This is a genomic window from Micromonospora sp. HM134, from assembly GCF_007833915.1.
In the GTDB taxonomy this organism is placed as follows: domain Bacteria; phylum Actinomycetota; class Actinomycetes; order Mycobacteriales; family Micromonosporaceae; genus Micromonospora; species Micromonospora wenchangensis.
In genome coordinates this window covers 744,823-758,034 of record NZ_CP041061.1, presented here as the reverse complement: position 1 = coordinate 758,034, position 13,212 = coordinate 744,823, and the positions used below count along the sequence as shown (strand labels likewise).

Genomic DNA, 13,212 nt, shown 5'->3' with positions numbered 1-13,212 from the left:
GAATGACCGAACTACCGACCCACCCCATCCGGCGAAAGCTCCCGGGCGAACTCCCGCCCGAGTACGAGACGCTGCGTGAACGAGGAATCGGCCGGGTCACCCTGCCGACCGGGAAGCTGGCCTGGATGGTGGTGCGGCCAGACTACGCGCGGTTCGTCCTGTCCGATCCGCGATTCAGCTCGGACAAGATGAGCGACGACTTCCCCAAGATGACACCGAACTCGCTGAACAAGCTGAAGTACTGCGGACCCTTCATGATCAACCTGGACGGGCCGGAGCACGTGGAGCAGAAGAAGCCGGTCATTCAGGAATTCTCGCCGGAAGGACTCACCCGGCTGTTGCCACGGCTGCGCGAGGCGGTGAGCGAGAAGGTCGACGAGTACCTGGCCCGGACCGACAAACCGGTCGACATGGTCACGGAGCTGGCGTACCCGATCGCCTGGCGTCTACAGGAGATCTTCCTGGGCATCCCCCAGGCCGAGCAGCGCAAGATGCGGGAGAACGTCTGGCACCTGCTGATGCAGACCGCCACCGAGGAGGAGGAGAAGGCGTCGGCCGCACGCCTGAACCAGCACGCGGAGGACGTGCTGAAGGAGAAGGCCGAGAACCTCGGCGACGATCTGATGAGCCGCCTGATCCAGCGCGAGCTCGACAAGCACGGCGAGGTCGACTGGTTCAGGCTCGCGCCGCTGATGCTGTCCAACGCCCAGGGCATCCACAACTCGACGTCCACGATGCTCACGCTGGGCGTACTGACCCTGCTGACCCACCCGCAGGAGCGGGCGACCCTGCTCGCCGACCCGAACAAGTTGCGGTTGGCGATCGACGAGATGCTCCGGTTCTACTCGGTCAACGACGGCACGCCGATGCGGCTGGCCGTGGAGGACGTGCGGATCGGCGACACCCTGGTCAGGGCCGGCGACGGCGTCGTGGTGCCGACCCTGCCCGTCAACCGTGATCCGGAGTTGTGCCCGTATCCCAACAAGCTCGATCTCATGCGGGAGAAGACGACCCGGCACCTGACGTTCGGTCACGGGCCGCACCAGTGCCCGGCGAACCGCCTGGTGCCGGAACTGATGGACATCGTCATCACGACGCTGTTCGAGCGGGCTCCCACCCTCGCGCTGGCGGTACCGGAGTCGGAGCTGACGTACAAGTACCACTCGATCCAGGCGTTCGGTCCGGCCGAGATGCCGCTCACCTGGTGAGCGGTGCCGGCCGCCGCACCCGTGCCCCGACCCCGGGCGCGGCGGCCGGCACCGGCTGCGGATGGTCGGCGGGCACGACAGCCCGCTCACGCTGAGGAGGACCGGCACATGGCCGACGACATCCAACCCGCCGCCGAACCGGGCACCGAGGGCCGCGTCGCCCTGATAATCGGCGCCTCGGGAGGGCTCGGTGCCGCCGTGGCACACGTGCTCGACCGCCGCGGCTACCGGCTGGCCCTGCACTACACCACCGGCGCGGACCGGGCACACAAGCTCGCGGCCGAGCTCAGCGGGCCCAGCACCGTCGTACAGGCGGACGTCGCCGACTGGGCCGTCACGCAGGACATGGCCGGCCGGGTGCGCGCCGAACTGGGCGGCATCAGCGTGCTCGTCAACGCCGGTGCGGTCCGTCACGACGGCTTCATGGCCACCCAGGCCGTCGACGACTGGACCCGCACCGTTGAGGTCAATCTGCTCGGCACGTTCCACACCTGCCGCGCGGTGCTTCCGGACATGATGCGCGCGCGCTGGGGCCGGATCATCAACGTCGTCTCGCCCGCCGGCCTCATCGGCAGCCGGGGCCAGACAGCGTACTCCGCGGCCAAGGCCGGGGTGCTGGGCATGACCCGGAGTCTGGCCCTGGAGTGCGGACGATTCCAGATCACCGTCAACGCGCTGTCACCGGGCCTGATGGCCACCGCGATGACCGAGGACATCCCGGCGCGGTCCCGTGCCACGCTCATGGCCCGGACCGCGTTCAGCCGCATGGCCACCCCCGACGAGGTGGCCCAGGGCATCACGCTGCTGCTGGACGCCGACTACATGACCGGCCAGGTGCTGTCCATCGATGGCGGCATGTCGATCTCCTGACCGTTGCCCGGACGCGGCCCTTCGCACCGCGCCGCGGGGCGGAGGCCGGGCCCGCCGCCGACCGCCCCGCTCCGCGGGAGTGCCCGGCGGCACCGCTGAAACAATCTCTCGGGAGTCCTCATGACAGATCGCAGAACAGTTCTGTTGTTGCCCGGTCAGGGGGCACAACGGGAGGGGATGGGCGTCGAGTTGTACGGTCGGCACCCGGCATTCACCGCGTGCACGGACGGCCTGTTCCGGTCGCTTGACTCCGAAGGCGCCAGGCTCGCCGTGGAATGGCAGCGCGCCGCCCCGAATCCGGCGCTGGACGACGTGGGGGTCGCCCAGGCGCTGCTGCTCATCGTCGGATATGCCCTCGGCACGGCGGTGCGCGGCCTGGCCGGTGGTCCGGACGTGCTGCTCGGGCACAGCGCGGGAGAACTGGCAGCCGCCTGCCTGGCGGGCGTCTTCCCACCCGAGGATCTCGTCCGGCTGCTGGCCGCACGCTCGCGAACTCTGCACCCCGACGGCCGCGGCGGCATGCTGGCGGTCGCTGCGGCGCCCGACGAGCTGCCCGAGCCGTTCGAGCCCGGTGTCGCCCTCGCGGCGGTCAACGGGCCACGGCACTGCGTACTGGCCGGCCCCGAGCCGGCCCTGCGGAGAACGGCGTCGTCACTTCTTGCGGCCGATTTTTCCTTCCGTCGCCTGCGATCCAGTCATGCCTTCCACAGCCCTGTCATGAGGCATACCGCGGCGCAGTTCCGCCGCGAACTGGGAGCGCTGCGGCTGAACGCGCCGCACTCCACGCTGATCTCCAGCCGGACGGCCGCGCCGGTCAGCCCGTCGCAGGCGGCCGACCCCTCCTTCTGGGCAGATCAGCTCATGCTGCCGGTCCTCTTCTGGCCCGCACTCAAGTCGCTGCTCGACGAGCAGGGTCATCGTCCCGGCCTCGTCCTGCTCGACGGCAGTTCGGACCGCAGCCTGACTGCCGCCGCCCGCCGTCATCCGGCAGTCCGGAACGGGCGCAGCCTCGTCGTTCCGCTGCTGGCTCCGACCCAGCCGGACGCGAGAGGCGCGGACCTCAGCGCGTGGACGGCGGCGGCCGAACTGCTGGCCGGCGGCGACCCGTCCGTCCGGCACACCGCCCAGGCGTAGTGGTCCGTCCCATCCGGCGAGCGTGCTCGCCCCGGATGCTCGTGGGAGATAGTCAAGGCCCCGGCCGGCAGGTTGCCGGCCGGGGCCTTGTCGGTGTGGAGCTGTGGGGATTCGAACCCCAGACCCCCTCGATGCGAACGAGGTGCGCTACCAGACTGCGCCACAGCCCCTCCGCCGGGTGAAACCGGCTTCGGTCCCACCCGGCTTTCACCGGGCGGGCCGGCGCCAAGACTAACAGCCCATCCGCCCCCCGGGCGAATCACCCCTCCCGCCGCGCGGGCCACCTGCTCCGCCGCCCCGGTGCACCCGGGTTGCGGTGTCCGACCGCCCCGGTGGCACCCTTTCGGCCCCGATGAGTCGATCAAGGAGCGCCACCGACCCGAGCCGGGCGGGCAGGCGGGGCGGAGGGTGCGGACCCAGGGTCAGCGGGGATCGCGGCCGGACTGGTAGGGGCGGCCACGCAGGCCGCCGGAGCGGCGGTAGGACACCGAGCCGCCCCCGCTGGCCGCCGCCGGCAGGTCGGACGGCCGGTCCAGGCCCATCGCGGTACGGCGTACCGCCTCGCGTTGCGCGGCAAGACGGCGTTGCGCCTCCCGGCGGGCCGCCGCCCGACGGGCCTGCTCCCGGCGTACCTCGGCCTGTCGGGCGGCCAGCCAGGCGGCCTCCCGGGCGCGCAGCCGCCGCCGACGCCGCTCGGCCAGCGCCCGTCGCCGCAGGTGTACGACGTACACCACCAGCAGTGCGGCGGTGACCGAGAAGCTGATCCAGAAGCCGGGGCTGACCACGATCACGCCGACCAGCTCGACGAAGTTGAGCAGCAGCAGCGCGGCGAGCACCCGACGCCGCCGGTAGACGGCCGGGGTGTGGTGCCGGGGTGGGCGGCGGCGGGCCTGCCGGGCGGTGGGCGGCACGGCCCGCAGGCGGCCCGAACGGCGTTTGGCGGACGGGGCGGCGCGGCGGGCGGGGGCCGGCGGCGCGGAGACGGGGACACCGAGGTTCCCGGTGGCGGCGTCCTCGGCAAGGGTGACGACGAGCGCCCGGGGCTGGTTGACCGGCCGCCGGCCGGGGACAGTACGACGCCGCCGGCGGCGCTGGAGCACCCGCGCCGTCGACTGCGCCCGCTCCGCCACCAGCCGCTCGGTGGCGTCGTACCGACGGACCAGGGCCGGCGCGAGGGCGAGCAGACCGGCGGCGGCGAGGACGGCGAGGAGCACCGAGGTCGGCACCCTCACCCCTCCCGTCACCGAATTCGGGGCAACCGCCGGTCGACAGCAGGATCTTCCCCGAAATCTCGCCCTGGGCGCAGATCCTGCGGCCGGGCAGCGCTTGCCGCAGCTTGCAGTTACTTGAGGTTACGGGCCACCGACCGGGATGCCGACACGCCGCGCCGCATCCCATGCGTGGGACGACTCACCCGAGGTCGTGACGCATCCGGTGCCAGCGGGCCAGCAGACCGCCCTCGGCGGCCACCTCCTCGCTGGTCATCGCGTATCCGATGTGGTCCCGCCAGGCCCCGTCGATGTGCATGTAGCGCACGTGGTACGCCTCCTCGCGGAAGCCCAGCTTCTCCACCACCCGCCGGGACGGCTTGTTCTCCGGCCGGATGTTCACCTCGACCCGGTGCAGCCCACCCGGGCCGAACGCGTGGTCGACGGCGAGCGCCATCGCGGTGGGGATCACCCCGCGCCCGGCCACCCGGGAGTCCACCCAGTAGCCGACGTACCCGGAGCAGAACGCCCGCCGCACGATGCTGCCCACGTTCAGGTGCCCCACCAGCCGCTCCTGGCCGTCCTCACGCAGGCAGACCGCGAACGGCATCCCCTCACCGGTACGCGCCGAGCGCCGCTGGTCGGCGTGCACGTAGCGGAACGCGGCAGGCGAGTTCGTCTCGTCCCAACTGCCGGGCAGGTGCGACTCCCAGGGTGCCAGCCAGGCCCGGTTCGCCTGGCGCACCGACGACCAGGCGCCGGCGTCGGAACGACGGTACGGCCGCAGCACCACCGCACCGTCCATCAGCACCACCGGCCACCCCGGTGCCCGCCCGAACCAGCTCACCGCGCCGACCTCCCGTCCGCGCCCGGGGCGTCGGCACGCCCGGACCGGCTCACCGCCGCCGGTCCAGCAGCAGCACGTCCACGGTGGAGCCGGCCGCCGCGGTGGTCACCCGCTCGCCCAGCACCATCAGGCCGTTCGCCTCGGCCAGCCCGGACAGGGTGTACGGCCCACCGCTGAGCGGCTGCACCGTGTAGCCCCCGCCGCGCCGCTCGGCCACGTGCGCGGGCCGGAACTCCCGCAGCCCGCCGGGCGACGAGATGGTCTCCAGCAGGTGCGCCCGGACGCTCGGCCGGAACACCGGCTCCGCGCCGGCCAGCAACTGGATCGCCGGCCGGGCCAGCACCTCGAAACCGATCAACGCCGCACCGGGCTCACCGGGAAGACACACCACCGGCACCTCCTCGGCGCCGACGGTACCGAACCCGAGGGCCGTGCCGGGGTACAGCGCCACATCGGTGAACGTCACCGGACCGGCCCGGCCGCCCTCCCGGCGGGAGAGGATGCGCCGGACCATGTCGCCGGGGCCGGTGCCGGTGCCGCCGGTGGTGATGATCAGATCGGCCCGCAGGGTCTGGTCCTCCAGCAGGCCGCGCAACCCCTCCGGGTCGTCGTCGCAGATCCCCACCCGGTACGCCAACGCGCCCACCTCGGCGGCGGCGGCGGTCAACGCGTGCGAGTTGGCGTCCACCACCTGACCGGGCTGGCTGCCCCGGCCCACGTCGACCAGTTCGTCACCGGTGGCCACGATGACCACCCGGGGGCTGGGCCGCACCACCACGTGCCCGATGCCGGTGGCGGCGAAGACGGCCACCAGCGCCGGGGCGACGTACGTGCCGGCCCGGGCGAGCACCGTGCCGGCGGGCAACTCCTCACCGGCGCGGCGGACGCCGTACCCGCGCTTGGGGGTGCGGAAGATCTCCACCGCGGCCATGCCCTGATCGGTCCACTCCACCGGCACCACCACGTCGGCGGCGATCGGCATCGGCGCACCGGCGGCCACCGAGAAGCACGAGCCGGGGGTGAGCCGCACCGGACGCCAGCTCGCCGCGCCCAGGTCGCCGACCACGTTGAGGCGTACCGGACGGCCCGGCCCCTGCGAGGGGACCGGGCCGTACCCGACGAGGTCCTCCCAGCGCGCGGCGTACCCGTCCACCGCCGCCTGGTCGAAGGCGGGGAACGAGTGCGGGGCGACGACGTCCGAGGCGAGGACGTTGCCGTACGCCTGGGTGAGGTCGAGGTCGAGCGGAGGCAGCGCGCGCAACCTGCGCAGCACGCTGCCCAGGTAGTCGGCGAGCGGCGTCAACTCGTTCGCGGCCGCCTCGGCGTCGGCCGTCGAGGTCATGTACGGGAGCCGCCCGCCGCGTCACGTACCCCGTCGAGGATCGCCGCGGTGACGGTCTGGTCGCCGTGGTTGACGAACTCGGTCAGCCAGGCGCGGAACTCACCGCCGAGGTCCTCCCGCTCGGCGGCGATCTGCACGACTGTCTGGAGGTAGCCCAGCGGCATGCCGGTGTCGTAGCGGGTGCCCCGGTAGACGATCGCGTGCACCGGCACGCCCTCGCTGCGCAGCAGCTCCATCGCGTCGGTGAGCTGGATCTCGCCACCGCTGCCCGGCTCGGTACGCCGGATCGCGTCGAAGATCCGCCCCGGCAGGACGTACCGGCCGAGGACGGCCAGGTTGCTCGGGGCGTCCTCCGGCCGGGGCTTCTCGACCATGCCGGTGACCCTGACGACCTCGCCGATGTCGGTCAGCTCGGCCTCGGCCGGCTCGACGGAGGCGATGCCGTACCGCTTGGTCTCGGCCGGGTCGACCTCGAAGAAGGCCAGCACCACGCCGCCGGTGCGGGCCTGGAGTTCCAACATGGCCGGCAGCAGCGGCTCGGACGGCTTGACGAACTCGTCGCCGAGGAGCACCGCGAAGGGCTGGTCGCCGACGTGCGACTCGGCGTACCCGACGGCGTGGCCCAGGCCGAGCTGCTCCGGCTGCCGGCAGGTGTAGATCTCGGCCAGCTCGCTGGGGCGCTTCACCGCGGCCAGCCGCTCCGCGTCACCCTTGGCCTCCAGCCGGGCCTCCAGGTCGGGGCGACGGTCGAAGTGGTCCACCATCGACGTCTTGCCCCGCCCGGTGATCAGCAGCACGTCACCGATGCCGGCCTGGGCGGCCTCCTCGACGATGTACTGGAGCACCGGCCGGTCGATCACCGGCAGCAACTCCTTGGGCACCGCCTTCGTGGCCGGCAGGAACCGGGTGGCCAGGCCGGCGGCCGGGATCACGGCCTTGACCGCACGGGAACGACCGGTCGCGGCGGCCGTTGAGGGGTTCGCTGAGTGCTCCGACATGCCGCGAGACTATCGGCCACGGCTCTGCCGCGGCGGGTGAGGACCGGAAGACGCGCCGCCCGGCTGCGTCACACCGGGAGCGCCGACGGCGTGCCGGCCGGTCGACCCGTCGGCCGGCAGGTCGTCGGCGGGAGCCCGGTCGGGGGGCGGCCGGTGGGTGGGCGGCCGGTCGGCGGGGGGCGGCCCGGCGCGGGGCAGGCCGTCGTCCGGGCTGGTCGCCCCCGCCGGCACGGCGACCTCGGCGGCCGTACCGTCCCGGGGCGGGGCGGTGCGGTGCCGGGTGGTCGCCACCCGGTAGCCGTCGCGGCCGGCACCCTTGGCCGCGTACAACGCCTCGTCGGCGGCGTCCAGCACCTCCGCGCCGGTGCTGGCGTGATCGGGATAGACGGCGATGCCGATGGAGACCGACACCGCGATCGTCGTCGGGACCCCCGCGTGACCGGCCACCACGACCGGGGTTTCCCGCACCGCCGCACCCAACCGCTCGGCCACGGTCGCCGCGCCCCGGGCGTCGGTCTCCGGCAGCAGCACCACGAACTCCTCGCCGCCCTGCCGGAAGGCGAGGTCCACCTCGCGGATCTCGCCGCGCACCCGGCGGGCGAACTCGGCGAGCACCGCGTCCCCGGCGGCGTGCCCGTAACTGTCGTTGACGGTCTTGAAGCGGTCCAGGTCGAGGACGAGGATGCTGAGCATCCGACCGAACCGGCTGGCCCGCTCCACCTCCCGACGCAACGACTCGCGCAGGTAGCGGTAGTTCCACAGCCCGGTCAACGGGTCGGTCAGCGACAGCCGCTGCGCCTCCTCGTGCACCCGGACGTTCTCCACCGCCACCGCCGTGTGCCCGGCGAAGGTACGCAGGGTGGCCAGGTCGTCGTCGTCGAACTCGTCGCCGCCCAGCCGGTCGTAGAGGACCAGCACGCCGACCGCAGGGTCCCGACCGGTGGCGTCCCCGCCGGGCGCGGTGAACGGCACCGCCACGTACGTCTCGCACCACGGTTCGCCGGGCGGCGTCGCCCCGGACGGCACCCGGCCCCGCTGCGGTTCCCCGGTGGCGGCGACCGCACCGACCACCCCCGCGCCCACCGGCACCCGCAGTTCCTCCGGCTCGGTGCCCGCCGGGCAGCGCCCGGCCAGCCCCTCGGCGCACTGCCCGACGAGTGTCGCCGTGTCGTCGCGCAGCAGCACCGCCCCGGCCCGCGCCCCGGTCGCCGCGATGGCGCTGTGCAGGATCACCCGCAGGATGCGTTGCAGGTCGTGGGTGCTGGCCAGGGTGTCCCCGAGCACCCCGAGATGCCCGCGCAACTGGTCCCGGCTGCTGGTCAGCGCGGTCACGTACCCGGCGGTCTCCCGGATCATCCGGTTGAACGCGGCGGCGAGCCGGCCGATCTCGTCCCGGCTGCGCACCGGCACCCGGGCGGTCAGGTCACCCCGGGCCACCCGGTCCACCGCCCCGGCCAGCTCCACCAGCGGCCGGGTGGTGACCCGGGCCAGCCGCCACGCGGTCAGCACGGCCAGCACGGCGGCCAGCAGCACCGCCCCGACCAGCGCCGCCGGCAGACCCGACGGCCGTTCACCGGCGACGGAGAGCAGCAGCGGCAGCGGCTGCCCGGGGGTCGGCCCGAGCCGCCGGACGTACCGGCCGTCGGGGGTCGTCGTGACCCGGTCGCCGTCGAGGCCACCGGCGGCGGCGAGCACCTCCTCGCGTACCCGACGGGTCTCGGTGGTGTGGGTGATCCGGTCGGGGCCGTCGGCGTCGTCGAGCAGGGTGACCGCGACGCCGGTCGCGGCGGCCAGCCGGGCCACGAACGCCGGGTCGACCACCTCGGCGGCGGCCACCGTGCCGAGCGGCGTGCCGGCCGGGTCACGCAGGTCCACCCGGGCGCTCAGCGCCCGCACCGGCCCGCCGCTCCGAGCTGTCCCCGTGCAGTCCTGCCAGGGGGTCGCCGGCCCACCCGGGGTGGCGTACGTGGTGCCGCCGGCCACGTCGGTGACCAGCACGCCGGCGGCCAGGCCCCGGCTGACCACCTGACCGGCCGCACCCGCCCGGGTCGCCGGGTCGGGGCGCAGGGCCACCGCGTCGGCGGCGGCCCGCAACTGCTGGCAGAGCGCGTCGATCGAGGTACGCACGGCGGACGCGGCCAGACCGAGGCGTTCGGTGGACCGGCTGCGGTCCACCGTCGACAGCGTGGTGCCGACGAACACCGCGCCGAGCAGCACCGGACCGAGCACCACCGTGAGGAAGGCCGCCGTCAACCGCCCGCGTAGCGTCAACGCTGTCCCCCCGGAAGTTCCAGGCCCGTTCCTGCGATGCTGACACAGAGCGACCGTATTGACAGCGTTGCGTCAGGAGTGTTGCGTGCCCGATTTTTCTGATGGAGCGGAAGCCGCCCACGCGGCCAAACGCGAGGCACGCGGCGCGCTGCTCGCCCGCCGTCGGGCGCTCACCGCACCCCGACGGGCCGCCGCCGCGGCGCGCGTCCAGGCCGAACTGACCGCACTGGTACGCCGGCTGCGGCCGGCCCGGATGACCGGGTACGTGCCGGTCGGCTCCGAACCGGGCGGCCCCGACCTGCCCGACGTGCTGCGGGCCGCCCTGCCCGCCGGGGCGGAACTGCTGCTGCCGGTGCTCCGCGACGACCTCGACCTGGACTGGGCCCCGTACGCCGGGCCGGGCACCCTGGTCGCCGCCGGCCGGGGCATGCGCGAGCCGGACAGTCCCCGGCGGGGCCGGACGGCGATCGTCGGGGCCACCCTGGTGGTGGTGCCCGCGGTGGCGGTGGACCGGCGCGGCCTCCGGCTGGGTCGGGGCGGCGGCTCCTACGACCGCGCCCTGGCCCGGGTGCCGGCGACCACCCTGACCGTGGCGCTGCTGCACGACGGCGAACTGCTCCCCGCGCTGCCCGCCCAGCCGCACGACCGGCCGGTGGGTGCCGTGCTCACCCCGTCGGACGGGTTGCTCACGCTTCCGCCGCCCGTGTCTGTCGATCATGTGGCGGGTTGACGGCGGGGGCCGGCTTGACGCCGTGGCGCGTTTGATGCTGCGGCGCGTTTGATGCTGCCATCCGGTTGATGGTCTGGTCCGGTTGGTGTCGCGGCCTGCGGTGGGGTGCGGTCCGCGCCCGGCGGGCCCGGGGACGGGGACGCCCGGTGGACGGATCACGATCACGTCCGCTGGACGAACCCGGGTCCGATGACGCACCATTGGCACTCGAATACGTCGAGTGCCAACCGGCCGTGCCAGATCCGGAGGAGAACGTGCCCACGTACCAGTACGCCTGCACCGCGTGCGGCCACCAGCTCGAGGCGGTGCAGTCGTTCTCCGACGAGCCGCTGACCGAGTGCCCCGCGTGCGAGGGGCGGCTGCGCAAGGTCTTCAACTCGGTCGGGGTCGTGTTCAAGGGCTCCGGCTTCTACCGCACCGACTCCCGGGCCTCCGGCAGCGAGGGCAAGAGCGGCGCGGCGAAGCCGGCGAAGTCGGAGGGTTCCTCGTCCGGCGGAGACGCCTCCGGTTCCGGCTCGTCGTCCAGCTCGGGTTCGTCGTCCAGTTCGGGCGGCTCCTCAGGATCCGGCTCCTCGGGGTCCGGCTCCTCGACATCCGGGTCCTCGGGGTCCGGCTCGTCGTCCTCCAGCCCCACCAAGTCCCCCGCCACCAGCACCTCCTCCTGACCCCCTCCCACCCCCGCCCCACCCCCGCCCCACCTCCGCGCCCCCTCGCCCCCGCCCCGCCAGCCCGGGTTGATCAAGAGATTCAGGTCAAGTGGATCTCTGCGGATGACGTGAACCTCTTGATCACCGGGCCTGACCCGGGGCAGTGGGCGGGTTGGGGGTGGGGTCGGGTTTTCCACAGGGCGAGCCGTTGTCCACAGGCTGTGGACAACGGCTCGTGAGGGGTGTGGTTTCCGCCTAACCTGCTGAGCCGGGATGTCACCACGGCAGCCCGGCGGACAGCGGAGGTGGGTCATGGCGGCCAGGGGCGCGGACGGTGACAGCTCGCTACGACCGTTCCGCTGGCCGCGCCGGCCGGGTGGGGCGACCCTGCTGCGCGCAATGCTGGTCGCCGTCCTGCTGGGGCTGGCGGTGATCGTCCTGGACGCCGGCCGGCCCGCCCCCACCACATCCCACGGGCGTACGGCTGCCGACGGGGTCGCCGTCCCGCATGGCCAGGACGGTGGCCGGTCCGCTCCAGCCAACCGTGATCGAGCCGCCGACGGGGATGCTCGGGCTGCGCTGCCACTGCCGAGCGGCTTCGTCGGAGTGCCCGTACGCCTGGCCGAGCCGGCCGCTCTCGCGGTCCTGCGCCCCGGCGCGCGGGTCGACCTGCTCGTGCTACCGGCGGGACGGAATGCCGGTGAGACGGTCCTGCTGGCCGCCGACGCGCTGGTGCTCGACGTGGTGGGTCGGGACGCTGTAGACGGCTCGTCCGCGCTCTACCTGGCGGTCCGACCCGATCAGGCGCAACGCTCCGTCGGCCAGCCGGAGGGCAGCCGCTTCAGCGTCGTCATCCGGGGTTGATCCACTCGTCGGGGCCGATGTTGCGCTATCACCTACCCCGGATAGCGCAACATCGCCACCAATAAGTGGATCTTGCCAAAGACCGCGCCCGGCCGGATGGCCCCGGGGTGGTCAGCTCCAGTGCGGGGGGCGTTCGGCGAGCAACCAGTCGTCGTTGCCGCCCCGGCGCTCACCCCAGCCGAAGTCGGTGTCGTCGGTGGTCTGCTCGGGCAGCACCACGAAGTCGTCGCTGAGGTCGACCGTACGGTCGTCGTCGCCGGGCACGCCATGCCCGGCCGGGTCCTCGGGGCTCACGATCGGCAACACTACTCCGCGCCGGCGCCACCCCGGCGCACCACCGAAGGTGCTTCTCCGGCACCCGCCCGGACCGCAGCGGGCGGGATGCAGGCGACCGCACCGCCACCAGCGCGCGGGGGTGCACCGGTCGAAGATCGCCGCGTCGAACCGGCTGACTAGCTCGTCACGTTGGTAGCGTCGGACGGCGTGACGACGCCCAGCGGTGCCAGCCCCGAGGACGGGTACTGGCGACGCCCACCCAACCAGCCACCCACCCCCTCCCCCACCGGGCCGACACCCCCGGCGAGCGACGCGGGTACGGCGGAGGCAGGCTCCGCAGCCCGAGTGGGAGGAGCAACCGCCGAAGCCGGCCCGGGAGAGGAAACGGGAGCCGGGTCCAGAGCGGCGACGGACGCGGGGACCTCACCGGCCCCCTCGCCCTGGGCCAGCCCCGCCGACGGGTCGGCGACGGGTCTTCCGGCTCGGTCGTCCGCTCCACCACCGACCCAGCCCGCACCACCGCCCGGCCAGCCCGGTGCGGGGGCACCGTCCGACGCGGGACCCGGCACGGGGGCGTCCGGACCGGGAGCGGGCCCGGCGGTACCGGAAACGGGCGGGCCCCCACCAGGACCGGGCAGGCCGGTACCCGGATCGGGCAGGCCGGCACCGGGACCGGGCAGGCCGGGGTGGGCGGGCGCGGGGCAGGCGGGGACGGCTGGTTACGCCGGGCCGCCGCCGACCACGCCCCCACCGCCGGGCTGGCGTCCTCCCGTACACCTAGCGGCGACCCCGGCCCGCACCCTGCCGGCGCAGGACA

Annotated in this window: 12 protein-coding genes, 1 tRNA gene and 1 pseudogene; 6 read left to right on the top strand and 8 right to left on the bottom strand. The window is 73.9% G+C overall.

Annotation, left to right across the window (positions count from 1 at the left end):
* Positions 1 to 2: 2 nt before the first annotated feature.
* The 3 genes from FJK98_RS03800 to FJK98_RS03790 all read left to right on the top strand — a co-directional run bounded on the left by FJK98_RS03800 (position 3) and on the right by FJK98_RS03790 (position 3,212).
* Complete coding sequence (locus tag FJK98_RS03800) at positions 3 to 1,208, top strand: cytochrome P450 (protein ID WP_145917779.1); 1,206 nt, start codon at positions 3 to 5, stop codon at positions 1,206 to 1,208.
* Between the two features lie 108 nt (positions 1,209 to 1,316).
* A complete protein-coding gene (locus FJK98_RS03795; protein WP_145917778.1) occupies positions 1,317 to 2,078 on the top strand; it encodes an SDR family NAD(P)-dependent oxidoreductase in 762 nt (253 codons plus the stop codon).
* Between the two features lie 177 nt (positions 2,079 to 2,255).
* Positions 2,256 to 3,212 carry an acyltransferase domain-containing protein gene (locus FJK98_RS03790; RefSeq protein ID WP_168222377.1) on the top strand — a complete coding sequence of 319 codons (957 nt, stop codon included), beginning with the start codon at positions 2,256 to 2,258 and terminating at the stop codon, positions 3,210 to 3,212.
* A 96-nt stretch (positions 3,213 to 3,308) separates the two neighbouring features.
* On the opposite strand, the gene FJK98_RS03785 is transcribed toward FJK98_RS03790, so the two are convergent.
* From FJK98_RS03785 to FJK98_RS03760, 6 genes are all read right to left on the bottom strand, one after another.
* Positions 3,309 to 3,382: transfer RNA gene (locus FJK98_RS03785), tRNA-Ala, on the bottom strand.
* Between the two features lie 252 nt (positions 3,383 to 3,634).
* Positions 3,635 to 4,444, bottom strand: a complete 810-nt coding sequence (locus tag FJK98_RS03780; RefSeq protein WP_205789377.1) for a hypothetical protein — start codon at positions 4,442 to 4,444, stop codon at positions 3,635 to 3,637.
* Positions 4,445 to 4,622: 178 nt separating this feature from the next.
* Entirely contained in the window at positions 4,623 to 5,225 is a 603-nt protein-coding gene (locus FJK98_RS03775) for a GNAT family N-acetyltransferase (protein ID WP_145922550.1), read from the bottom strand.
* Positions 5,226 to 5,316: 91 nt separating this feature from the next.
* On the bottom strand, positions 5,317 to 6,609 hold the full coding sequence (gene glp / locus FJK98_RS03770) for a gephyrin-like molybdotransferase Glp (protein WP_088647610.1): 1,293 nt from the start codon (positions 6,607 to 6,609) through the stop codon (positions 5,317 to 5,319).
* The gene (locus FJK98_RS03765) at positions 6,606 to 7,607 is read right to left on the bottom strand and encodes a UTP--glucose-1-phosphate uridylyltransferase (RefSeq protein ID WP_145917776.1); all 1,002 of its coding nucleotides are present in this window, start codon (positions 7,605 to 7,607) and stop codon (positions 6,606 to 6,608) included. The genes glp and FJK98_RS03765 overlap by 4 nt, the downstream gene beginning before the upstream one ends.
* 9 nt (positions 7,608 to 7,616) lie before the next feature.
* A complete protein-coding gene (locus FJK98_RS03760) occupies positions 7,617 to 9,878 on the bottom strand; it encodes a diguanylate cyclase (RefSeq protein ID WP_205789375.1) in 2,262 nt (753 codons plus the stop codon).
* Positions 9,879 to 9,963: 85 nt separating this feature from the next.
* On the opposite strand from FJK98_RS03760, the gene FJK98_RS03755 reads away from it, so the two are divergent.
* Together FJK98_RS03755 and FJK98_RS33825 are read left to right on the top strand one after the other, a co-directional pair.
* Positions 9,964 to 10,608 carry a 5-formyltetrahydrofolate cyclo-ligase gene (locus FJK98_RS03755; RefSeq protein ID WP_145917775.1) on the top strand — a complete coding sequence of 215 codons (645 nt, stop codon included), beginning with the start codon at positions 9,964 to 9,966 and terminating at the stop codon, positions 10,606 to 10,608.
* Between the two features lie 68 nt (positions 10,609 to 10,676).
* A pseudogene (locus FJK98_RS33825) lies at positions 10,677 to 10,955 on the top strand (FmdB family zinc ribbon protein); the annotation flags it as partial.
* Between the two features lie 62 nt (positions 10,956 to 11,017).
* On the opposite strand, the gene FJK98_RS33820 reads toward FJK98_RS33825, so the two are convergent.
* A complete protein-coding gene (locus tag FJK98_RS33820; RefSeq protein WP_240763111.1) occupies positions 11,018 to 11,257 on the bottom strand; it encodes a hypothetical protein in 240 nt (79 codons plus the stop codon).
* A 310-nt stretch (positions 11,258 to 11,567) separates the two neighbouring features.
* Between FJK98_RS33820 and FJK98_RS03745 the strand changes: the two genes are divergently transcribed.
* Positions 11,568 to 12,119: a flagellar biosynthesis protein FlgA gene (locus FJK98_RS03745; protein WP_145917774.1), complete on the top strand. Its 552-nt coding sequence runs from the start codon at positions 11,568 to 11,570 to the stop codon at positions 12,117 to 12,119.
* Between the two features lie 111 nt (positions 12,120 to 12,230).
* Here FJK98_RS03745 and FJK98_RS03740 read toward each other — a convergent pair whose 3' ends face one another.
* Entirely contained in the window at positions 12,231 to 12,413 is a 183-nt protein-coding gene (locus FJK98_RS03740; RefSeq protein ID WP_309236914.1) for a hypothetical protein, read from the bottom strand.
* Positions 12,414 to 13,212 lie beyond the last annotated feature (799 nt).

What these genes read in the sequence shown, in the direction of transcription:
- FJK98_RS03745 (WP_145917774.1), top strand. Translation starts at nt 11,568, where the DNA reads ATGGCGGCCAGGGGCGCGGACGGTGACAGCTCGCTACGACCGTTCCGC.
- FJK98_RS03765 (WP_145917776.1), bottom strand. Translation starts at nt 7,607, where the DNA reads ATGTCGGAGCACTCAGCGAACCCCTCAACGGCCGCCGCGACCGGTCGT.
- FJK98_RS03795 (WP_145917778.1), top strand. Translation starts at nt 1,317, where the DNA reads ATGGCCGACGACATCCAACCCGCCGCCGAACCGGGCACCGAGGGCCGC.
- FJK98_RS03775 (WP_145922550.1), bottom strand. Translation starts at nt 5,225, where the DNA reads ATGGACGGTGCGGTGGTGCTGCGGCCGTACCGTCGTTCCGACGCCGGC.
- FJK98_RS03800 (WP_145917779.1), top strand. Translation starts at nt 3, where the DNA reads ATGACCGAACTACCGACCCACCCCATCCGGCGAAAGCTCCCGGGCGAA.
- glp (WP_088647610.1), bottom strand. Translation starts at nt 6,609, where the DNA reads ATGACCTCGACGGCCGACGCCGAGGCGGCCGCGAACGAGTTGACGCCG.
- FJK98_RS03790 (WP_168222377.1), top strand. Translation starts at nt 2,256, where the DNA reads ATGGGCGTCGAGTTGTACGGTCGGCACCCGGCATTCACCGCGTGCACG.